Annotated in this window: 19 protein-coding genes; 3 read left to right on the top strand and 16 right to left on the bottom strand. The window is 64.5% G+C overall.

Translation table 11 applies throughout. The features are described from left to right. Position 1: 1 nt before the first annotated feature. The 5 genes from ACLL97_RS06075 to ACLL97_RS06055 form a co-directional block, all read right to left on the bottom strand. Positions 2 to 1018: an AAA family ATPase gene (locus ACLL97_RS06075; RefSeq protein WP_411279591.1), complete on the bottom strand. Its 1017-nt coding sequence runs from the start codon at positions 1016 to 1018 to the stop codon at positions 2 to 4. Positions 1019 to 1095: 77 nt separating this feature from the next. Beyond that, entirely contained in the window at positions 1096 to 2190 is a 1095-nt protein-coding gene (locus ACLL97_RS06070) for a pseudouridine synthase (protein ID WP_411279590.1), read from the bottom strand. Further along, complete coding sequence (gene scpB, locus ACLL97_RS06065) at positions 2187 to 2741, bottom strand: SMC-Scp complex subunit ScpB (protein ID WP_411279589.1); 555 nt, start codon at positions 2739 to 2741, stop codon at positions 2187 to 2189. Before scpB ends, ACLL97_RS06070 begins: the two co-directional genes overlap by 4 nt. Beyond that, positions 2716 to 3465, bottom strand: coding sequence for a segregation and condensation protein A (locus ACLL97_RS06060; protein WP_411279588.1), 750 nt, complete (start codon positions 3463 to 3465; stop codon positions 2716 to 2718). The genes scpB and ACLL97_RS06060 overlap by 26 nt, the downstream gene beginning before the upstream one ends. A gap of 7 nt (positions 3466 to 3472) precedes the next feature. Continuing rightward, positions 3473 to 4153, bottom strand: a complete 681-nt coding sequence (locus tag ACLL97_RS06055) for a site-2 protease family protein (protein ID WP_411279587.1) — start codon at positions 4151 to 4153, stop codon at positions 3473 to 3475. 272 nt (positions 4154 to 4425) lie between these two features. On the opposite strand from ACLL97_RS06055, the gene rpsT reads away from it, so the two are divergent. Then, a complete protein-coding gene (gene rpsT / locus ACLL97_RS06050; RefSeq protein ID WP_411279586.1) occupies positions 4426 to 4671 on the top strand; it encodes a 30S ribosomal protein S20 in 246 nt (81 codons plus the stop codon). 82 nt (positions 4672 to 4753) lie between these two features. Here rpsT and ACLL97_RS06045 read toward each other — a convergent pair whose 3' ends face one another. From ACLL97_RS06045 to ACLL97_RS05995, 11 genes are all read right to left on the bottom strand, one after another. Further along, positions 4754 to 5797 (bottom strand): hypothetical protein, encoded by a 1044-nt coding sequence (locus ACLL97_RS06045; RefSeq protein WP_411279585.1) that lies wholly within the window; start codon positions 5795 to 5797, stop codon positions 4754 to 4756. Between the two features lie 98 nt (positions 5798 to 5895). After that, entirely contained in the window at positions 5896 to 6606 is a 711-nt protein-coding gene (locus ACLL97_RS06040; RefSeq protein ID WP_411279584.1) for a class II aldolase/adducin family protein, read from the bottom strand. A gap of 7 nt (positions 6607 to 6613) precedes the next feature. Further along, entirely contained in the window at positions 6614 to 7900 is a 1287-nt protein-coding gene (locus tag ACLL97_RS06035) for a dihydroorotase (RefSeq protein WP_411279583.1), read from the bottom strand. Continuing rightward, a complete protein-coding gene (locus tag ACLL97_RS06030) occupies positions 7897 to 8856 on the bottom strand; it encodes an aspartate carbamoyltransferase catalytic subunit (RefSeq protein WP_411279582.1) in 960 nt (319 codons plus the stop codon). Before ACLL97_RS06030 ends, ACLL97_RS06035 begins: the two co-directional genes overlap by 4 nt. Before the next feature lie 4 nt (positions 8857 to 8860). Next, a complete protein-coding gene (pyrR, locus tag ACLL97_RS06025; RefSeq protein WP_411279581.1) occupies positions 8861 to 9412 on the bottom strand; it encodes a bifunctional pyr operon transcriptional regulator/uracil phosphoribosyltransferase PyrR in 552 nt (183 codons plus the stop codon). A gap of 88 nt (positions 9413 to 9500) precedes the next feature. Continuing rightward, positions 9501 to 9980 carry a hypothetical protein gene (locus ACLL97_RS06020; protein ID WP_411279580.1) on the bottom strand — a complete coding sequence of 160 codons (480 nt, stop codon included), beginning with the start codon at positions 9978 to 9980 and terminating at the stop codon, positions 9501 to 9503. 232 nt (positions 9981 to 10212) lie between these two features. Further along, positions 10213 to 11439 (bottom strand): acetyl-CoA carboxylase biotin carboxylase subunit family protein, encoded by a 1227-nt coding sequence (locus tag ACLL97_RS06015; protein ID WP_411279579.1) that lies wholly within the window; start codon positions 11437 to 11439, stop codon positions 10213 to 10215. A gap of 28 nt (positions 11440 to 11467) precedes the next feature. Beyond that, on the bottom strand, positions 11468 to 12685 hold the full coding sequence (locus ACLL97_RS06010) for an acetyl-CoA carboxylase biotin carboxylase subunit family protein (protein ID WP_411279578.1): 1218 nt from the start codon (positions 12683 to 12685) through the stop codon (positions 11468 to 11470). Between the two features lie 95 nt (positions 12686 to 12780). After that, entirely contained in the window at positions 12781 to 13188 is a 408-nt protein-coding gene (locus ACLL97_RS06005; protein WP_411279577.1) for a hypothetical protein, read from the bottom strand. Between the two features lie 176 nt (positions 13189 to 13364). After that, positions 13365 to 14915: a M28 family peptidase gene (locus tag ACLL97_RS06000; protein WP_411279576.1), complete on the bottom strand. Its 1551-nt coding sequence runs from the start codon at positions 14913 to 14915 to the stop codon at positions 13365 to 13367. Between the two features lie 462 nt (positions 14916 to 15377). Further along, positions 15378 to 17549, bottom strand: a complete 2172-nt coding sequence (locus ACLL97_RS05995) for a penicillin acylase family protein (protein WP_411279575.1) — start codon at positions 17547 to 17549, stop codon at positions 15378 to 15380. Between the two features lie 176 nt (positions 17550 to 17725). On the opposite strand from ACLL97_RS05995, the gene ACLL97_RS05990 reads away from it, so the two are divergent. Beyond that, positions 17726 to 20824: a SusC/RagA family TonB-linked outer membrane protein gene (locus ACLL97_RS05990; protein WP_411279574.1), complete on the top strand. Its 3099-nt coding sequence runs from the start codon at positions 17726 to 17728 to the stop codon at positions 20822 to 20824. Positions 20825 to 20838: 14 nt separating this feature from the next. After that, positions 20839 to 22203, top strand: coding sequence for a RagB/SusD family nutrient uptake outer membrane protein (locus ACLL97_RS05985; protein ID WP_411279573.1), 1365 nt, complete (start codon positions 20839 to 20841; stop codon positions 22201 to 22203). Positions 22204 to 22819 lie beyond the last annotated feature (616 nt).

Below are 22819 nucleotides of genomic sequence, written 5' to 3'. Positions count from 1 at the left end.
ATCAGGGCGCTTCGACGACGGCGAGCAGACGCGAAACGATGGTGTCGCTGGTGACGCCTTCGGCATCGGCTTCAAACGACGTCAGGACGCGATGACGGAGCACGTCAGGCGCGATGCTTTTGACGTCGTCTGGCGTGACGAACGCGCGGCCCCGAAGGAAGGCGTGAGCGCGGGACGCCTGCGCGAGCGAGATCGTGGCGCGCGGTGACGCACCGAACTCGATGAGCGGGCGAAGATCGGCCGCGCCGACATCGGCCGGCGAGCGCGTGGCGTGTACCAGATCGACGATATAATCCACGATGCGCTCGTCCATGTACAGTTCGGAAATACGACGACGGGCATCGAGCAACTCTTCCGGCGACGCAATCGCATTGACCACGATGCTTTCACCGCCCGCCATCCGACGAAGGATCTCCTTCTCTTCGGCGCGCGTGGGATAGCCGACGCGCAGCTTCATCATGAAGCGGTCGACCTGCGCTTCCGGCAGCGGGTAGGTGCCTTCCTGTTCGATCGGATTTTGCGTGGCGAGGACGAGGAACGGCTCGGCCAGGCGATAGGTGGTTCCACCGATCGTGACCTGCTTTTCCTGCATCGCCTCCAGCAGGGCGGCCTGCACCTTGGCTGGCGCACGATTGATTTCGTCGGCGAGGATGATGTTGGCGAAGATGGGCCCGTGCTTGACGCGGAATTCGCCGGTGGGCTGGTCGAAAATCTGCGTGCCAACGACGTCGGCGGGCAGCAGATCGGGCGTAAACTGAATACGCTGGAAGCTGGTGCGCACCGTTTCGGCGAGCGTACGGACAGTGAGCGTTTTCGCGAGCCCCGGAACGCCCTCGAGGAGCACGTGACCGCCGGTGAGGAGCGCGATAAGCAGGCGCTCCACCATGTACTCCTGTCCGACGATTCGCTTGGCGACTTCGTGAAGGACACCCTGCACCAAGGCCGCGTCCTGCGACGCGGCAACGCTCGTGGTCACGATCTGCTGCTCCTCTTTTTGGTGGCTCGTTCCGTCGAGCATACCCGACAGCGTCCGGTCTGCTCCCTATCGGGTTCCCACATCGGACTCATGGGTCCAAGTAGCGCGTCACGACCGCCTTAGCGGCCGCCGACCATGAGGGCTTCGAGTACTTCGCGCTCGGTGCTGTTGAGGGCTCGGGCCCCGCCCGGCGGGAGATCGCCGAGGCGTACCGGGCCAAACCGCGTCCGCACGAGACGCTCCACTTCAAGTTCGAGCGCATCGCAGAGGCGACGCACTTCGTGTGTCTTGCCTTCGGCGATGGTGATTTCGAGGGCCCAGCGACGTCCGCCGAGCGGACTGGCGACCACTTCCCGGGGAATGACCAGACCGTCCTCGAGCTGGACACCACGGCGGGCGACCTTGGCTGCGGTGACGGCATCACCGCGCACAGTGGCGACATACGTGCGCTCCACCTCGTTGCTGGGGTGGGTGAGCGCATGGGCGGCGCGACCGTCGGTGGTGAGCAAGAGCACCCCTTCGGTCATGAAGTCAAGGCGTCCGACGTACACGAGTCCCGGGACATCGTCCACGAGATCGAACACCGTGGTCCGTCCCTCGGGATCTTTGCGGGTGGTCATAACGGCGGCCGGCTTGTGAACCACGATCCACGTGTGCGACGTGACGCGCGTGATCACCGGCGTGCCGTCGAGCATGATCTGATCACGAAACGGGTCGACGACTTGCCCGATGGTCGCGACGGCGCCATTGACCTGTACGCGGCCATCGGCGACGGCCTGATCGGCGCCGCGACGCGACACCACCCCGGCGCGGGCGAGGGCTCGCTGCACGCGCATAGGGCCTTCGCGTTCGGCCTTGACGGTGCCGCCCGCCTTGGACGGCAGAGCGTCGGCGGACCGCTGTGGCTTGAGGCGCCGCTTGGAGGAGCCCGTCTCGGTTCGGTTCCGCTTGGGGCGCTCAGTACGGTCCGACGTGTCCGCGCGCGCCGCCCGTGCGTCTGGTGTCGCGGCTACGGGCTTTTCACGCGAGACCGCATCACGCGCGCTGCGCTCGCGCGGCGGCTTGGGTTTGGCGACCGACGGGACGCCACGCTGCTCGTTGGCGGCGCGGGCAGCGGCACCGCGAGCCGACGGCCCCTTGGGCGTCTTCTTCTGCGTGCCGCGCCGGTATTCGCCCTTCTTCTCGGCCGCGGTCTTTTTCGGGGGCTTAGTCACTCCGGCACGACGGCTGTGTTGCCGGCGCCACGCAAAGCGATCGCCAATTCATCGGCGCGCGGGAGTTCTTCCAGGTGTCGCAACGCAAACTGCTCGAGGAACTGAGAGGTGGTTCCGTACAGCAGCGGACGGCCGATGCCCTCGCTGCGTCCGACAATGTCGATGAGCCCGCGCTCGTGGAGCGACTTCAGCACGGAACCCACGGCGACGCCACGGATTTCTTCAATTTCGGCACGGCCGATCGGCTGGCGATAGGCAATGATGGCCAACGTTTCGAGGGCGGCCGCCGACAGTCGCTGCGGCCGCACGACGACCTGCGCGCGCTCGATGGCTTCGGCGAACTCGGCGCGCGTTAGAATCTGCCAGCCGCCTCCCTGCTCGACCAGCTCGACGCCATGTCCATCGATGTCATAGTGTTCGCGCAGTTCGTCGAGCGCCGCCGCGACGGCGGCCGGACTCGACTCAACGTCCAACGCCGCGAGCGCTTCCATGGCAATGGGGCGCGGGGCGGCGAACAGGGCGGCTTCAAGCAGCTTCGCTAACGGCGTCACGACGGATCTCCACAGAGGCGAAGGCGTGATGCTGCGCGATCCGCAGTTCACCGATCTTCGCCATTTCAAGCAACGCGAGCAGCACGGACAGAATCTGCCATGGCTCGGCGTCACGACCAACCATATCGAACCAGCGGGCGGAACGACGCATGGCGAGCACGGCGCGCACGGTCATCATGGCACCGGCAACATCGAGGGCACGCGGGATGATCTCGTGCAGCACCGGCTCCTTGGTGGTGCGAAGCACCCGGTCGACAGCCGCCAGCAACTCCCCGAGCGCGAGTGACAGGGGGGCGTTGATCGGTGTGATATCGGCCACCGGCGGCACCCAACGTCGCGGAAACTGATGCCGACGCTCTTCGCCGCGACGTTCGAGCAGATCGACGACTTCGCGCATCTGCTGATACTCGAGCAGTCGGCGCACGAGTTCGGCGCGGGGATCTTCCCACGCTTCCTCACCATCCGCCCGCGGCAGCAGCATTTGCGCTTTGATGCGCAGGAGTCGCGCCGCCATTTCGAGATAGTCGGCCGCTTCGTCGAGTCCGAGCGTGCTGATGCGCGCCAGGAATTGCTCGGCAATGCGGGCGATCGGGATGTCGTAAATGTCGAGTTGCTCGTCGCGGATGAGCGACAGCAGCAGATCGAGCGGGCCAGTGAAGTGGCTCAGCTCGACGACAAAGGACGGCGCCAGATTCTCGGCGCGGCGGAAATTCGGAGCGATCACGCGGCCTTCACGCGAAGGGGTTGGGCAGCATGTACGGGAAGTAGAACTGCTCGGCCAGCGCCCGCAGCATGTACGCGGGCGCCAACCAGATATTCACCAGCGGCCGAGCAAACGAGAGCACGGCGAAGAGCAACAACAAACCGACGCCTCCGAGGCGCTGATACTGCAGCGACCATTTCGGGGGCAACAGGTACTTGAAGACGTGCGATCCGTCGAGCGGCGGAATCGGGATCAGATTGAACGCCGCGAGAATCAGATTGATGAAAATACCGGCGGCGAGCATCTGTTGCAGCACGCCGAGGGGACGAACAAGTCCCGGAACATACTGCCCGAGCAGCCCTACGCCGATGATGAGCGGCACAATCAAGAGGGCGATCAGCACATTGGTTACGACCCCGGCCAGCGAGACGATGATGTCGCCTCGGCGATACTGCCGATAGTTGCTCGGATTGACGGGGACGGGCTTGGCTCCGCCGAAAATGGGCGCACCGATGAGCGCGAGCATGACCGGGAGAATGATGGTCATGAACGGATCGATATGCTTGAGAGGGTTCCACGTGAGGCGCCCGAGCTGATACGCCGTCATGTCCCCTTGCTTGAACGCCGCATAGCCGTGCGCGTACTCGTGGGCGACCATCGAGAACAGCAGCACGGGTGCGATGAGGACAAGTTGCTGTGTAGTATCCACCGCAGCGGCGATTGGGGAGAGGCGTCAGGAAAACGTCCCGCGGGGGGGCAGGAGACGTGTCGAGGACGCGAATGCAAGCAAGTACGAACCGGAAGGTAGCCGAGCGCCGCTCGGGTGTCAAAGCGAGGCGTGTGGCCGGAGATCGGCGAGGTTCTTGACCGGCGGGAGGTTCCTGGATATGTTTTCCGGTCTGTCCGCAGTGGTCTGGGGCGCCGCCTCATGTGACTGTTGTTTTCGTACTTACCGAATTTCTACCTGCTGGGGAGTTTTCCGTGCCGAATATCAAGTCCGCGAAGAAAGACCTGCGGAAGTCGCGTGCGGCTGCGGTGCGCAATCGTGCGCAGCGTTCGGCGCTGCGTACCGCCGTCAAGCGGGCGAAGCTCGTCGCCGCTGGTGCCGATGATCGCCTGTCTGCCGTTTCGCTGCTTGATCGTGCGGCGCGCAAGGGACTCATCCATCGCAACGCCGCTGCTCGTCAAAAGAGCAAGCTGGCGAAAGCCGCCAACAAGGCTGCATAAGTTTCGCTGGACGACGAAGGGCCGGACTCGCTGAGTCCGGCCCTTCGTCGTTGTCACCCACCTTCACCCGCCTCCGTACAGATCAGAACGCAGCGAGTTCTCCGCCGCATCGTTCGCAGTACCACTCGGTAGGCAAGTTCATCGTGCTGCATTCGGTGCAGCGCAATGTTTTGAACGGTTCATTGCTCGGGGCAGCATTCGGGACCGACGGTACCGCCGGCGACGAACTGACCGGCGTGGGATCGATTACCGATCGCAGGAAGGCGAGATCGTCGAAAGTATCAGCGGCCTCAACCGGCACCGCCAACGGCGTCGACGACGCCGGCGTGGCCGTCGCGGTGTTGGCCTGCGGTGCCGACGGCGCAGATATCGACGACGCGCCGTGCACCTCGAGTTCGACGTCGATGCCTTCGAGCGACCGGGTAAAGGTTGGATCCGGCGCGCCCGTGCTCTCGCTAAACATTGCCAGCGCATCATCGAAGTCGGACGATGCCGACTCCTCCGACTTGTCCGGCTCCGGCTTCGTTTCCGGCTCCGGCTTCGTTTCCGGCTCCGGCTTCGTTTCCGGCACCAGTTCCGGCATTTCGGTCACCAGGCGCACGTCGGACATGCTATGGGGAGTGGCACCGACGGCGATGTCCACCTGGGCCTCGTCGCCCGTTGTGACGTCGACCAGTTCCATCGGCGGTTCGCTGCTCGCGCGGGCGAGGAGCGAGCGGATCTCGTCGACCTCGGCCAGCAGGCCGCCACGTTGCTCGCCGAGCGCGGCAAGCTTCGCTTCGACATCCTGTCGCACGACTTCCCAGCGATTGTCGTCGTATTCGCCGACGGCGGTACGTAGCATCGCTTCGATGCGTTCGTCTTCGAGCGCGGCCAGTTCGGCCTCGAGTGTGCTCAGCCGGCCGTCGAGGTCCGTCCCGTGCGTCGACAGCGCGCCGACGTGCTCTCGAAGCTGCGCCATCACGGCATCGCGTCGTGCGACGTAATCACCGTGCACGCGGTCGAACACGCGACTCGGCGTTTCCGCGCGGCGCGCGTCGAGCGCGGTCAACCAGTCATCATAGCGTTGCCGCTCGGCAACGAGCGACCGGACTTCGTCGATGGACACTGCGCGAAACTCCGTCATGTGAGGGCGCTGAATTAACGAATTGGCCTGAGGTACGAAGCAGACGAATATGGCGGAGGTGCATCACGACCAAGTGTGACGCAGATCGCACTTCTCCGTCAGGTCATCTTCGCCCGTATTGCATCCTCGTATCGGGGATGGAGTGACGCAAGCACGACCGCTTCCGATGGGGGGAGTGAGTGGGCGCCTCCCAACAGGCGCGCTACCGCAAGAATCCGCGCGGACTGCTCCACGCTTTCCATTCGCAGCAACGCATCTTTGATCGATTTTCCGACCGTTGTGACCCCGTGATTCGCCAGCAGGAATACATCGTGTGCGGCGAGGAACGGACGCATGGCGTCGGCCAGGGCCGATGTGCCCGGGCGCCCGTAGGGCACCAGCGCAATCGGGCCCACGACCACTGGCAACTCTGGTAAGACGTCGGCAGGGATGGGAATGCCCGCCACGGCGAATCCGGTCGCGGCCGGGGGATGGGCGTGCACAATCGCTTGCACATCGGCGCGAGCCGCATAGCAGGCGAGATGCATCCCCAATTCCGACGACGGGCGGCGCGACGTGTCACGTGCTTCGGGGTCACCCGGCAACGCGTCGCCTCGTTCCTCGTGACAGAGCGAACCGTCGGCGTGCACCCGAAGTACATGCGTGTGGTCGATGGTGCCCTTGTCGACGCCGCTGGCGGTTACCAGCAGATCGCCGTTGGGAAGCCGGCACGAGAGGTTTCCCTCCGCCCCGGCCAGCAGGCCGCGCGCATGCAATCGTCGGCAAGCGGCGGCCAACCGCAAACGCGCGTCGAGCAGTGCGTCGGTCACCGTGTGATCAGTCGGCGCGATAGACAACGCGACCGTCGACGACCGTGAGTCGGGCCTGTCCGGTGAGCTGGTGGCCGCCGTACGGCGTGTTCCGTCCTTTCGACTTGAACGTTTTCGGATCGACGGTCCAGAGGCGATTCGGATCGAAGACGGTGACGTCGCCGAGGCTGCCCCGCGCGAGTGTTCCGCCTGGCAGATGGAAAACCTTGGCGGGCTTGCAGCTCATGGCGTCGACCATCTGCGACATGGTCATGATGCCGCGATGCAGCAGGTAGGTGCAGTTGATGCCGAGGGCGGTCTCCAGTCCGACGATGCCGTTGGGCGCATCGGCGAACTCGCGTTCCTTTTCGTCGTAGTGGTGCGGCGCATGATCGGTGACCAGCAGATCGATGGTCCCGTCGGCGAGCCCTTGCTGCAGTGCCTCGACATCGGCCGCTGTGCGCAGCGGCGGATTCATCTTCGCGTTGGTGTTGTAGCCTTCCACCGCATCTTCAGTGAGCGAGATGTGGTGTGAGCACACTTCCGACGTGACGTTGATTCCGCGTTCCTTGCCCCAGCGTACGAGCTCCACCGAGCCCTTCGTGCTGAGATGGCAGAGGTGGATATGACCACCGGTGCGTTTGGCGAGGAGAATGTCGCGAATGACGTAGATCTCTTCGGCTTCTGGCGGGATACCCTTGAGACCCAACTTCGCGCTCATGATGCCTTCGTTCATGCTGCCGCCGCGGGCGAGTGTCATATCCTCGCAGTGTTCGGCGATCGGCACGTTGAACGCGCGCGCATACTCGAGCGCGGTGCGCATGAGCTGCGCGCTCTCCACGGGCCTCCCGTCATCACTGAACGCCACGGCACCGGCGCCGACCATCTCGGCGAATTCAGCGAGCGTCTCGCCCTTCTGCCCCACCGAAATGGCGCCATACGGGTACACGCGCGCGAAGCCGGCGGCTTCTCCCTGGCGTTTCACGAATCCGACGACGGCCTGGTTGTCGGTAACGGGCTTGGTATTCGGCATGGCGCAGACGCCCGTGAATCCACCGGCCGCGGCGCTGTGCGCGCCGGTGGCGATGGTCTCGACGTCTTCACGACCTGGTTCACGCAGATGGATGTGCACATCGATCATGCCGGGCGTGACGACCAGCCCGCTCACGTCGATGACGTCGGCACCATCGGGCGTGCCGATGGCACTTCCGCACGCTTCCACACGACCATCGCGAAGCAGTACGTCACCGACGGCATCCATTCCCTGCGACGGATCGACAATGCGTCCGCCGCGCAGCAGCAGGTCCCGACTCATGCGCCTCCCCTCTTCGCCGCTTCGGCGAGTTCCGGCTTGCCGCCGGCGAGCAGATACAGAACGGCCATGCGGACCGCCACGCCATTGGTGACCTGATCGAGGATCACTGAGTGCGGCCCGTCGGCCACGTCACTGTCGATTTCCACGCCGCGATTCATCGGCCCAGGGTGCAGGATGAGGATATCGCGCGGTGCCTTCTCGAGCCGCGCGCGGGTAACGCCGTACACGCGGTTATATTCGCGCAACGACGGGATATAACCAGCCTGCATGCGCTCGAGCTGCAGTCGCAGGACGTTGAAGGCATCGGCCCATTCGACCGCTTCTTCGATACGATCGAAAACCGTCACGCCCATCTCGCCGATGGCGTTGGGGAGCAGTGAGCGCGGTCCGCACACGGCCACTTCCGCGCCGAGCTTGGTGAGGCCCCAGATGTTGGAGCGGGCGACGCGCGAGTGGAGCACGTCACCGACAATGCAGATGCGACGTCCGGTGAGATCACCGAGATGATTGCGCAGCGTCAGGATATCGAGCAGGCCCTGCGTGGGATGCTCGTTGGTGCCGTCGCCGGCGTTGATCACGTTCGACTCGATGCGTTCGGCGAGGAACTGCGCCGCTCCCGATGCGCCATGACGAATGACCACCATGTCAATCTTCATCGCTTCGAGATTGCGCGCCGTGTCGACGAGGGTTTCGCCCTTCGAGACGCTTGATCCCGCGGACGCGACATTCACCGTATCGGCGCTGAGTCGCTTCTCGGCGAACTCGAAGGAAATGCGCGTACGGGTGGACGCTTCGAAGAACAGGTTGACGATCGTAGCGCCGCGCAGTGTCGGCACCTTCTTGATCGCCCGCTCAGAGATTTCGCGGAACGGAACGGCGGTGTCGAGCACAAGGCGGATCTGATCGGCCGAGAGCGGCGCCAGTCCGAGAAGATCCTTACCGAGGGGGCCGGCCATCGCGTCAGGTCTCGCTGTCGCGGTCGGCGACAAGCACTTCGTCGCGACCATCGAGTTCTTCGATGAACACGTCGACGCGCTGCCCGGGATTCACCTCGACTTTTCGTCCGATCACATCGGCATGAATCGGCAGTTCCCGACCGCCGCGATCGATCAGTACGGCGAGGGCGATGCGCGCCGGGCGTCCGAAATCGGCGAGTTCGTCGAGGGCGGCGCGGACCGTGCGTCCGGTGTACAGCACGTCATCGACGATGACGACGTTCTGGTCGTCGAGCGTCCACGGCAGCCGGGTGGTGCCGACCACGGGACGCGGCCCCACGGTTTGCAAATCGTCGCGATAGAGCGTGATGTCGAGCGCTCCGCTTGCGATATCCACGCCTTCCTGCGCTTTGATGATGCGCACGATACGCTCCGCGAGCTGCACCCCGCGGCGCTGGATTCCGACGAGCACGAGATTGTCGGTGCCGGCATTGAATTCGACGATCTGGTCGGCCATGCGACGCAGCGTGCGATCGAGCGCGCGGGCATCGAGGACGATGGAAGGCTTTCGAGACATGCCCGCAATATAGCGCGGCTCAGCCGTGACGATCGGTCGGAAATGGCGAACACGGCGACGGAGTTCGAGACTCCGTCGCCGTCTTCGCTTACCACTCGTGGTGACTGCTCGGGGGCTGAGCACCGGCGGCCGGTCGCTGCGTCCAGAGCCCCGAAAGGGGCGACAAGTGACGGGCAGCGGTACGAGCGGCGCGCAGCCGCGACTTGTCGACGGCCGGTATGGTGGAGGTCGCGGCATACATCGCGATGTCGGCGGCGGCTTCCATGGTGGCCTGGGCGAATCCGTGCGACCAGTCGGGGCCATACGGATGCGAGTCGGCGCGCTCCTCGACACCCATGCCGAAGGCGACGCACTTGTCGGCGGCATCACGGAGGTGGCGGCTGGACGCCAAATGGGCGACGACCACGTGGAAGCCGTCGCGGCGTCCCATGTGATACGTCGGCGACTGCAGCGCCTCCCCGGCCGGCGGCTCGACGACGCCCGATGCGATTCCCGTTAGCATCACGCACAGCTGCGAGAAGTAGCCACGGATCGGATCAATCGGCGGCTCTTCGAGAATACGGGACATGGCTCTTCCGGCTCGGGTCGTCGCGACGGCCGCCATTCAGCGACTTCGCATACGGGTAAGGGGGCAAGTGACGTGCCGAACCGTTCCTATCAAAAATCGGTGCTGTTTCTCTCTGATTTCCCTCTGAAGTGTCACAGATGGGTCCGCTAGACGTTGCGTGCCTCCCACCATAAGTGATGCGAGCGCGCTACAGCGGCCAAGCCAATCGACCCAACCACGACCTACTTATTCCCTACCCGGCATAGAGGTTGAGGTCGGTCCCGACCGCGTCGGCCATCGCCATGGTGGTCTCCCAGTCGGGATGCCGAAGCGTGACGTATCCATCGGACAGCAGGGTGCTCTTCCAATCACGGCGCGGGGCTCCGATGGGAAGGAGGTCCACCACACAGATCGCATCACCAAAGCGCTGCCGGAGCTGTTCGAGCCCCTCGACGCGCTGAATGCGGCCCTGGCCGTGCGCCCGCTTCGTGATGCAGGCGGTGTTGTACTTCCGCTCTATCTTCTGCGAGAACGTGCCGTGCAATTCGGCTTCCGCCCACCCGTTGAAGAGATCCATGTCGCCGCCGTAGTTCATCAGGTCGACCGTGCGGGCGCCGGGCGGACGGGCCGCGACCTCTCCGAACACCGCTTCGCCGTCGGACTTGAGATACCACTCCATGTGCGTGAAACCGGTGTCGTAGCCGAGCACCTTGAGCACCTGCTCTCCCATGGCGCACCCGCCCGACAGTTTCGGGTCGTCGACGTTTTTGTACGTGAGCGTCTGCGGCGAGATCCACTCGTTGGTCCGGGCGATCAGCGGCCGTGGTCGATAGTACGCGATGTGGAAGTACTTGATGTCGCCGCCGGCGCAGACGGTGTCGTAGGTGTACTCCTCGCCGTCGATAAACTCCTCGACATCGACCACGGCAATGTGGCCGAGCTGCGCGATCGCTTTAGCAACGTCATTGGCGTCGTCGCAGCGATAGGTGTCCATCGAGCCGGCTCCGGCGATGGGCTTGATGATGAGCGGATAGCCCACCTGCTCCGCCGCCGCCCACACGTCAGCGGGCGTACTCGCCACCGCGTGGTGCGGAACCCGCACGCCACCTTCGGCCAGCGCCTGCTTCATGAGGTCCTTGTTGCGGAATCGCAGGGCCTGCTGGTACGACTGGCCCGGCACCCCGAGGGCTTCTCGGATCTGGGCGGCGATCTCGACTCCAGGTTCCCAGAGGCAGCAGACGCGATCGACAGTACGGGTACCCAGCCAACGGCGAATCTGCTCGATCGCGACGCCGGGGTTCGTGAACAGGTCGGTAGCCTGCAGGTAGTCGCCGAGATGGCGCCGGGCGATCTCGGGCAGGTCCAGGACCGGTGTATTCGAGACACCCAACACAGTGGCACCCTGCTCGGACAGGCCACGTGTAAAGAGCGGCATTTCACCTGGGAATCCGGGGGTCAACATCAACACGGTCTTGGACACAGGTCGATTCAGCTGAAGGTGGAGGGGCTCAGCCCAGTCGGACGCGAACGCTGGAAACGATACGCTGCAACGCGTTCTGCACCACGGTGGTGTCGGGGTGACGAACGATGATATAGCCTTCGCCCTCGTAGCTGCCCGTGGGGTGCTGACCGGGGTACGGCAGTCGGGAGTCGCAAATCAGGGTGCCGAACTGTTCCTGCACGGCTTCGAGCCCTTCAACGGTACGCACCTGACCCGTGCCCTGGCCTCGAAGATACGCGGTGCCCACGGCGTAGCGCCGTGCGGGCGGGTGAAACGTGCCGTTGATCATGAGGCGCACCCACGCCGACACGAAGTCGATGTCGTGCGCGCGGGAAATCATCGTAGTGATGTTGGCGCCAGGTGGTCGCGCTGCGATTTCACTGATCGCGATGCTCCCATCGTGACGCCGGAACCACTCGCAGTGCGACACGCCCGTGCCCATCCCCAGAGCTCGCAACGCCTGAGCGCCGACTTGGCGGATGTCGTCGAACTCCGGCGCGTCGATCTCGCGCGGCAGCAGCACAGTCCACTGAATCCACGAGTTTTCGACGACGTCGAGCGGCGTGGGACCGTAGCGCGTGAGCGAATGCCAGATGGCCTCACCGTTGATCGACACCGTTTCCAGCGAGTACTCGGTGCCGCGCAGAAACTCTTCGGCGAGCATCGGATTGGCTGGCGTCGCCCGATAGTTCGCAAGCATCGCGTCGAGCGACGTCACATCGCGAATGCGCTGGGTCGCGATCGCGCCGGCACCGGCGGGCGGCTTGAGCACAATGGGAAACCCGACGTCGGCGATGAACGTCAACGCATCGTCGCGCGAGGCGATCAGCCGATGCCGCGCCACCGGAACCCCCGCCGCCCGCAGCGCATCCTTCATGCGTGCCTTGTCGCGGAAGTTGTGGGCGGCGGCACTACTGAGGCCGGGAATACCGAGGCGTTCGCGCACGATTGCCAGCGGCTGCTGGAGTTGCTCGTAGGCCCCGAAGCAACGCGCGATCGCCCCGTGGGTGGCGCCGAGCGCGCGCACAGCGTGTTCGAGCGACGTCGCGTTCGTGACATCGTCCACCTGCCAGTGCGCGGCGATTCGCGCGGCGACGTTCGGCGCCAGTGCATCCAGTGGCTGCTGGGCGATGACCCCCAAACGCACATGCGGCACGTTGAGGGCGGCCTCGATCATCTGCGTAGCGGCCGGTGAGAAAATTGGACAGACGAAGATCACGAACATGGCGCGGCTCAATTAAGTAGGATCGGGTACGAATACACGATCGCGGTGCCGCCCGTGGGGCAACACCGCGACCGAAGCGTGAACAGCGATCCGACTTACTGACAGACCCAAGGGCCGCCGCGAGTGGTCGCAGTGGCCTTCACACCAGTCGCCGAATCGGCAGCGGTAAAGGTTACCGTCTCGAGCGAGCCATCTTCCTGGCTGCTGGTGGTGCACTGTACGACCCTCCGCACGGCGAAGACACCGGTGCTGTCGGCATCGATCAGGCCGAAGTCTTGCGCCTTGCTGGAGCCGGGCGCGCGCGTGGCGGTGAGCTTCACGCGGGAAGCGGCCGGCCAGTTCTTCCCCTTGAAAATGATGCGGGCACCCTGCGGCGACCGTTCGGCTTCAATGGAAAGCTGCGGTTTCGCCTGTCCGGTAATCGCGCTGGCTGCCGTTGCCGTCAACGACAGCGCGGTAATGGCCAACGCCGGTCCCAGCATGCGGCGCACGAATGCCTGCATGGTACATCCTCCTAGTTAGGTGACGTCGCCGGGCATATGCCGTGACGTGAATATGAAAATGGAACGCGCGGGGTAAGAACGCAAACTGATACCCCGCCCGCGCCAACCGACGCATCGCGTACGTGCGCTCGATCACCGCGCGATTACGGCGCGATCACGGCGCGATTACGTCGCCATTACCGCTCGAGCTTGAAACCGGGATCGATCGCGGGGCGCTTGGGGGTGGTGGCCACGTACCATCCGGTGAGGTACATCCATTGCGTCATGCGGGTGAGCTTGGGGTAGTCGATGGCCGACGGCTTGTCGCGCGGTGTGTGGTAATCGGGATGCAGGTTCGTGGAGTACATCACGGCCGGCACATTGAGGCGCGCGTACGGCACGTGGTCACTCCGGAAGTACCAGCCTTCCGGATGCGTGGGCCGATCCCAGATCGAGTCGAGCTTGAAGGCACCAGTGAGCGTGTTGGCGCGCAGGGCCATGTCGACCAACTCGGCCGAATTGCGGTGCGGTGGTTGGATGCCGAGCAAGCTGGCCGAATCGGGGTTGTTGCGACCGATCATGTCACCGTTGAGCACGGCCACAATGTTTTGCAGCGGTACCACCGGGTGCGCGGCATGATAACGGGAGCCGAGCAGTCCCCGTTCCTCGGCGCCGTGATACACGAATAGTACGGAGCGCTTGCCTGGCTGCTTCACGAAGGCGCGGGCGATCGCGAGCAACGCGACGCTGACCGTGCCATTGTCGTCGGCGCCAGCCCACACGGAGTCACCGTCGATGACATAGCGCACGCCGTCGTGGTCCTGGTGCGAGCTATACAGTACGTACTCGTCGCGCAGCTTGGGATCGGTGCCGCGCACCACGCCGATGATGTTGCTGGACGGCGTCGTGAAGTGTTCGACGCGCACGTGCATCTCGGCCGAGCCGCCGGTCTTGAGTGCAGCGGCCATCGCGCCGCGCACGAGGAAGGCGGGCGTGGGCGCGTTGCGGGCGGATTGCGGTCGTGCCGCCTGCGTGGCCTGACCGGCGAAACGCGGCGCACCGCCGTCGACGTCGTAGGAGCCACGCTCGCGCAGCACACCGAGCCCGTCGAACGCGACGTCGGTGATGGAATCGGCCACGACGATAATCGCCACCGCACCGCGACGCTGCACGCGTTGCGTGGCGGCCGCGATCGCCGCGTTGGCGTAGCGCACTTCGACCGAGTTGGTCGTGGTGCGGATCGACGCGGCCGGTGGTGTGGTGATCTGTATGGCGGCGATCCTGCCCGTCACGTTGATGGTGGTGTCGGCACCGTTACCGACCCACACAATTGGCGCATTCACGTCGGCGTTGGCGGAGCCTAGGGGCACGAAATCCTTCCAGACCGCGAGCGACTTGTCGCCGAGTGCGCCGGTGGTGGACACGGTCGATACGCGTGTGCGGACCATGTTGAACCACTGGAAGTAGGTACCATCGAGCCCCATCGGCTTCGCCCCGATGCGGCGCAACTGCTCGGCGACCCAGATCGACGCCCGCATTTCATCGGGCGTGCCGGCTTCACGACCACGCATGCCGTCGCCGGCCATGGCGTAGAGATCCCGTTCGAGATCGGCGCGCTTGATCGCCGCCATCGCGGCGGGCACAGGCGTCGTTGCAGGGGTCTTCGCTTTGGCTTGCGCGGAGAGCGCGAGCCCGGGGATGAACGTGGCGGCGAGGGCCGCGAACCGCACGGATCGTGTTGAGGGCATCAGGGTTCGGGCCGGTAGGAGCGAAAAGAGTGCGCGGCGATATCCGCATGTCGGAAGTATACGCCGCTCAGTTGGCCGCGGGCGGAACGGATCAGGCAGAACTGATCACACAGAGGATAGGAGCAAAGGAGGATAAGAGGTGCTTCGGGAGAACCGGCGGGCGCGTCGATGGTGCCGTGGCAGCGGCTAGCACCGCGGTTCACGCGAAGTCCGCGAAGATCGCGACGGCACGCTACGATCGACGGACGCTGAGTTGGCGCAGGTGCATGTCGGGCCGGCCGGCCTCGGAGTACACGGGAGACGGCGCGATGTCGACCTGAGGGTGTCGGGGCTCACGCGAGTCGTGGTGGGGGCGCGCGTGCTCATGCAGGCGGCAGGCGCTGCGGGTGGGCGTGTGCGCTCGGCGTCGAAGGCCAAGGCGGCGCGGGAGAACGGACGAAAGGGTGGGCGGCCGAAGGCGCATCAAGGTTCGGGGCGGTACGAGCGAATAGCGTGCGCGGCGATGTCCGCATCGAGGAAGTACACGGACTTGAGCTGACCGCGGGCGAACATGGCGGCTTGGTCGCTGTAGTGCGGCGACGTGGAGTCGGCGCTCTGTCCGTACGCGAGCACTGAATAGGCACGGGGCGCCCGCGCCCCGAACTCCACCGCGAGAATCCAACCATCGCCGGAGTTGGCACTGCGTGTCCCGTCGGGGAGCTGCTCGTACGAGAGCACACGGAAGCAGCCGAGGGCTCCGCTGCAGCCGCCGACTGGTTCGTTGACTGGTCCGCGACGTACGCGGTGTACATCGCCCCACGCGACGTTGACGGCTTTGTAGCGCCGCTGCATGTCGTCGACCGCCCAGGTGAACGCATCGATGGCCTTCTCGCGCTGCCCGACGCCGCGCGGCGTGGTCGTGAGCTTGGCCCATGACCATCTCTCGGCGTAGGCGGAGTCGCGCGCCTGCGATTGGTAACGGCGCCACCACGTCTCGAACAGCAAACCACCGCGGCTGGTGGGGGCCACGGTGTTGTCCCAGGCCTCGAGCACGGCGAGCGCCCGCGCGACAGCAGGCGTCGGCGAGGACGTTTTCAGGGCAGATATCAGGTCGGGCTTGACGCGGTCGGCGAGCAGCATGCGCATGCTGTGCTTGCGGACCAACACGTCTTCGAGAGACAGCTTGTCCTTGCCGCCGATAAGCTGCAATGCATGCTGGCTGCGCAGCCGCAGCTCGCCGCGCTCTACGTTATCCGGATAGCGCGCGGTATCGAGGAGCGCATTGAGATTGGCGAAGTGTGGCGCGTCGTTCTCGTTGTGGACGTATCCGCCGCGCGGGTTGAGCGTTTGCGGCAGCGAATCGAGGGCGATCAATCGTGTCCACACATCGGCTGATACGCGCGCGGGAATCGGCATGGAGTCGCCGCCGGAGCGCGTGGGCAGGCGCGGCACGGTACCCATCCAGATGGTCAGGATGTTTCCAGCGCGATCGGCGTAGGTGAGGTTTGAGGTGGCGCGCGCACGGATAGCCAAAGCCCGCTTCCACTCCGCGAGACTGCGCGCGCGCATCATGGCGAGGAACTGCGACCCGGCGCGATACTCGCCGTCGGGTCCGGCGCGCACGACGTACAGTTTGCTGGCCGAACGATGTACCACGGGGCCGAGCGGCGTAAACGCGACGCGCCGTGTTTCACTCACCAGCGAGTCGTCGGTAGTCCCGATGCGGTACGGCAGCGTGAGGGACTCGTAGCGAATCGGGATGGTTGTACCATCGAACCGATAGCGTTCAGAATTCGTGGGGTCGAGATCGAGTTCGTAGACTTCGTCGAGATCAGGGGCGTTGTTGGTGGTGGCCCAGCCAAGATCCTTGTTGAAGCCACCGATCACCGAGAAGGCGCTACCGATGCGGAAATCGCCGTAGAAATCGAGCTTCCCCGGCAGTGTGACGTGCGCTTCCCAGTACCCGGCCGTCCAGGCGAGGTGCGGATTGCGTAGCAGAATGGTGCGGCCCGACTTGGTGCGGCTTGGAGCGAGCGCCCACGCATTCGAGCCGACATCGGCATCGGCGCCGAGCACCGAGGCGGGGTCGAGGTTCCCGGTATCGCGAGGGGCGGTACCCGCGGCGCCACCGGCATTGCGCTGCAACCACCGTGTGACCAAGCGCTCGGCGATGGCGATGTTGGCGGTCCCGATATCACCAGCGGCCACATCGTGTCCGTGAAACACGGGCTTGGCCCACGACGGCAGCGTGTTCGCGTTGGCGCGGATGTAGCGATTCACGCCCTCGGCGAACCCATCGTACATGTCGCGCGTGTCAGCATCGAGCAGGTGATACGTCTGTTCAACGCGGGTGTGTTCAAGGGCCGCGGAGAAATCGGACGACAGGCTATCCCGTCCAAACGTACGGCCCATCCACCCTTTCGAACGGATGAGACTCAGTATGACGCGCATGCCATAGTCTTCGGCTTGCGCATAGCCCAGCCCGACGCCGATGCCCTTGAAGTTGTCGGCGCTGATGTGGGGCACACCGTACGCGGTACGACGGATGGTTGGCTCGCTGTTGGTCGGAGCGGGCGGGCGAGACGCCCCAAGCACCGTGGCAACGATGAGCACGGGAAGCAGGAGGCGCACGCGGCGCAAAACGTGTGAGAACATCAGGCAATGGTGCGGCGTCACCGATGTCGGCGCAACGTTTGAAATCAGGGAATCCGGCAGGAATCACCTGCCACGCTGGCTCTTGCGAGGACCGACGGAGGACATACCTTCGCGCAGCGCGCTTGATCAACCGAAGCGGCGCCACGCCTTTCCGCGATTTTCCAAAGGAGTACTTCATGAGTCAGCGAAGTTTGCTCGGCGCGCTGGCCTTCGTCGCCGCGGCCCTCGTGGGCCCCGTCGCGCTCGCGCAGCAAGCGTCGACGGGAACCGTGACCGGCCGAGTGACGGACGCGTCGACCGGTCAGCCGATCGGCGCCGCCCAAATACAAGTGGTCGGCACCACACTCGGCGCACAGACCAACCAGGACGGCATCTATTCGATCCGCCTCGCGCCAGCGGGAGCGATCACGCTGCGCGTTCTGCGTCTCGGCTACTCGGAAGGCCGCCAGGCGACCACTGTCACGGCGTCGCAGGTGACGACGGTGAACCTGCAACTCAAGTCGGTGCCGGCCACGCTGAACCCGGTGGTCACGACCGCGACCGGCGATCAGCGCCGAATCGAAGTGGGCAACTCGATTGCCCAAGTGAACGCGGCCGAAGTGGTGGCGACCCGCGGTGTGTCGAACATGGCCGACTTGCTCACGGCGCGTGCGCCCGGTGTGTTGGTCACTCCGGGTACGCAGACCGGTGCCGGCGTGAAGGTGCGTATCCGAGGGACCAGTTCGGTGGCGTTGTCCAACAACCCGATCTACGTGATCGACGGCATTCGCATTGACGGCTCAACGGGCTCATCGACACTCAGTGTGGGCGGCACGACGCCGAGTCGGGTGGGCGATCTGAATCCAGAAGAGATCGAGTCGATCGAAGTGGTGCGTGGCCCGTCAGCGTCAACGTTGTACGGCACCGACGCAGCGAACGGCGTGATCGTGATCAAGACCAAGCGCGGCGTGGCGGGCAAGCCGCAGTGGAACTATTACACCGAACAGACGGCGCTTACTGACCGCAACGCGTATCCGACGGCGTACCGTGCCTGGCGCAGCGGCGCGACCGCGGCGACGACCTCGACGCGCTCGAATGCCGTGCAGTGCTTCCTGACGCAGAAGGCGGCTGGTTCGTGCGCCATCGACAGTGTGAGCAGCTTCAACTTGCACGACGATCCGGAAACGACGCCGTACGGCGTGGGTTACCGTCAGCAGCACGGGTTGCAGGTGAAGGGCGGATCGGAGACGGTGCGCTACTTCCTGCACGGTGAATGGGAAGACGAAGACGGCGTGACGAAGCTGCCCGAGTTCGACGCACGCAAGCTGGCAGCCGCCGGTACGCCGTTGAGCGCGATCCAGCTGAGCCCGAACCATCTGAACAAGATCACGACGCGCGCGAATCTCAACATCGCGTTGTCGCCCAAGGCCGACATCACGGTGAGCGCGGGTTATACCAATCAGGATCTGCGGCTGCCGCAAAGCGACGATTCGGGCACGGCTGGTGTTGCCGCCAACGTGTACGGCGGGCCCGGTTTCAAGTACAACCTGACAGCGGCGGGCGACACACTGTACGGCTGGCGTCAGTTCACACCGCGCGACATTTTCCAGTCGGAGTACAACCAGAGCATCAACCGCATGATCTCGTCGATCGGGGCGAATTATCGTCCGATGGATTGGCTCGCGGTGCGCGGCAATTTTGGTCTCGACTACCTGAATCGCGTGGACACCCAGCTGTGCCGTTTCCAGAACTGCCCGGACATCGGCACGGACCGGCAGGGCTACAAGCGCGACAACCGTACCAGCTTCTACACGTATACGGTGGATGTCGGCGCCACCGCGACCAAGGCATTGTCGAAATCGATCGAGTCGAAGACGACGGCTGGCGTGCAGATGTTCCAGAACATCTTCGACCGCAACGGCGCGACGGGCCTGGTGCTTCCGCCGGGTGCGACCACGGTCACGGCGGGCGCGACCGCGCAGGCGGACGAGTCGAGCAGCGAGAGCCGCACGTTGGGTGCGTTCGTGGAACAGAACGTCGGCTTCAATGACCGCCTGTTCCTCACGGCCGCGCTGCGCTCGGATCGCAACAGCGCGTTCGGCGCGAACTTCAAAACGGTGTTCTATCCGAAGATCGCGGCGTCGTGGGTGCTGTCGCAGGAGTCGTTCTTCCCGAAACCGCAGTGGCTCGATCAGCTGCGCCTGCGTAGCGCGTACGGCGCCTCGGGTGTGCAGCCCGGGACGATCGACGCCGTGCAGTATTACTCGGCCACGGCCGGTCGTCAGGAGAGCGGCGACGTGCCCGCCCTGGTGTACTCCACGCTCGGCAACAAAGATCTGCGGCCCGAGCGCTCGACCGAAACGGAAATCGGTCTGGATGGTACCTACTGGAACGCGCGGATCAACACCGAGATCACGTACTACAACAAGCTCTCGAAAGACGCGCTGGTGAGCAAAGTGCTCCCGCCGTCGCTGGGCACCGGCGCCACGGCGCGCCTGGAGAACCTCGGGTCCGTGCGGAACCGCGGCATCGAAGCGTTGATCTCGGCGCAGCTGATTCAAAGACAAGCGTTTGGCCTCGATGTGACGCTGAACGGTGCGTACAACGACAACGAGCTGATCAGCCTCGGCGGTCAGCCCACGATTGGCGTTACGCAGCAGCAGCGTGCGGGCTATCCGCTGTACGGCTGGTGGTCGCGTCAACTGACCGGCTTCGAGGACAAGAACGGTGACGGCATCATCACGTACAACGCCAGTCAGGCGCTGAGCGAGATCACCGTGACGGATACATCGGTGTTCATCGGCTACTCGACGCCAAAAACGGAAATGGGCTTCACGACCGGCATCGACCTGTTCAACAAGGCGCTGCGCGTGACCGCGTTGCTGGACTACAAGGGCGGTCACACGATCTACAACAACACGGAGCGTATCCGCTGCGCGAGCCGTCTGAATTGCTCGGGGCTGCTGAACACGGCAGCGTCGCTGGAAGAGCAGGCGAGAGTGGTGATGGTGCGTGAACACCCGAGTCGCTCGGTGGCCGGATACTTCGAGAAGGGCGACTACATTCGCTTCCGTGAGCTGTCGGCGACTTATCAGGTACCGACGCGCTTCGCCACCCGTCTGCTTCGCGGACGGAGCCTTTCCGCCACGGCGTCGGTGCGTAACCTCGGTATCCTCTGGACCAAGTACACGGGCGTTGATCCTGAAGCGTTCGGCACCGCCACTGATGCGCCGTCGGAGTTCCAGGCGTTCGGCCCGCCGACCTACTTCGCGTTCCGCTTCACTTTCGGCTTTTGAGGAGCACTCACCGCATGCATAGCACTTTGCACTCACGAGCCCGCGCACTCGCCATGACGATCCTGGCGGCTGGTGCGTTGGCTTCGACCGGCTGTAATCCTACCGACTTCCTCACCATCGAGGATCCGGACATTATCAACCCGGCCAACGTATCCAGTGCGGCGGGCGCAAACGCCGCTCGCGTTGGTGCGCTTGCCCGCCTGAACGTGGCCACCGCCGGCGGCGAGAGTCTGCTGCTGCTTGGCGGCCTGTTCTCCGACGAATGGAACAACGGCGACTCGTTCATCGCCCGTCAGGAAATCGACCAGCGAGTGATCACGCCCCAGAACAATTTCCTAACCGATGCCAACCGGGCGCTGCATCGCGCGCGTCTGTCGGCCGAGCAATCGATTGAACTGTTGAAGCAGTTCAGCCCGACGGCGCCGGGATGGCAGTTGGGCGAGATGTACTTCGTTCAGGCGTACGTGGAGGACTTGGCGGCGGAGCATTACTGCAGCGGCGTGGTGTTCAGTACGGTCGTTGACGGCACGGAGTCGTATGGCACACCGTTGACGACCACTGCGACGTTCACGCGCGCATTGGCCCACGCCGACTCCGGACTGGCGCTGGTCACGGGCACCACGGTTGACGACGTACGCGTGCGCAGTGCGCTACAGGTGATCAAGGGACGCATTCTGCTGGGTCTCAATCGTCCGGCGGATGCCGCCACGGCAGTGACGGGCGTGGCGACGACCTTCCAGTATCTCACGTATCACGCGCTCACGACCACCAGCAACCAGTTCTGGAATTTCAACAACTTGGCTGGGCGCTATAGCGTGAGCACGAGCGAAGGTGGGAACGGGATCAACTACGCGTTGGCCAACGATCCGCGCGTGCCGGTGTGCGTGGGCGGCGATGTGAACTGCCGCGCGATCGGCGTGACGAAGACGAGCCGCGACGATCTGGGCACGCCGTACTACGTGCAGCGGTTGTGGCCGGCGCGTGAAACGTCGGTGGCGATCGTGTCGGGCCAGGAAGCGCGCTTGATCGAAGCGGAAGCGCAGTTGCGGGCTGGGAACACGGCGGGCTCGCTGACCACGCTGAACACGCTCCGCGCGACGTTTGCGGGGATGACGCCGCTGGCGGACGCGGGTACAGAGGCCACGCGCGTGGACCAGCTGTTCCGCGAGCGGGCGTTCACGCTGTTCGGCCGTGGTACGCGCACGGGTGACATGCGTCGTCTGATTCGTCAGTATGCGCGCACGGCGGCCACGGTGTTCCCCACGGGCGCGTGGCCCAAGGGTGGCAACTATGGCACCGATGTGACGTTACCGCTGCCGTTGGCGGAGACGAACAACCCGAACGCGGGCGCGGGTGTGTGTATCGATCGGAACCCGTAGGGTGGGTGCTGATCGAGGTCAGCTGAACTGATCACACAGCGGTGAGGAGAAAAGGAGGACACAGAGCGGTGTTGCGCTTGGTGTCCTCCTTTTGCGTAAGCGGATGGATTGGGAACAGCCTTTACCGCGGATTGACACGGATGGTCACGGATTGATGGAACTGCAGACGGGCCTTTTTATTGCCTTTTGATGACGTGCTGGTCGGACCGCGGGCGACGTTTTGGTTTCGGATTTCGCATTGCTTACCCGTGATGGATAGATCCACGCGTTTGGTTACTACTCATTCCAACCGGTGTGCGCTCTGGCCGATGGGGCGTCTCGGCTAGTTTTTTTGGAGGTGAATACGCATGTCGTCCCCATCCGCAGCTTCTCGTGGCGAGCGCGGTCGAACACGCGCTGGCGAAGCGCACGTTCGTCGGTAAACCACTCGAAGGTGGCCCCCGGACGCTTGCCAATAAAGTCCCTCGGCACGAGCGCAGAGAGCGGCACGTCTTCGATCGGGCCGAACACGAGCGTTGGCACAGGATGGCGACTCGGCATGTGGACTCGGGCGTTTTGAGGAGAGCGCTACACCTCGCAGAGCAGGCCTACCCTCTGACCATCGGGTGCGGCGACC

Origin of the sequence: Gemmatimonas sp. (genome assembly GCF_046594945.1) — a bacterium.
In the GTDB taxonomy this organism is placed as follows: domain Bacteria; phylum Gemmatimonadota; class Gemmatimonadetes; order Gemmatimonadales; family Gemmatimonadaceae; genus Gemmatimonas.
The sequence above is the reverse complement of the archived record's forward strand: the minus strand, read 5'-3'. Positions and strand labels throughout refer to the sequence as shown.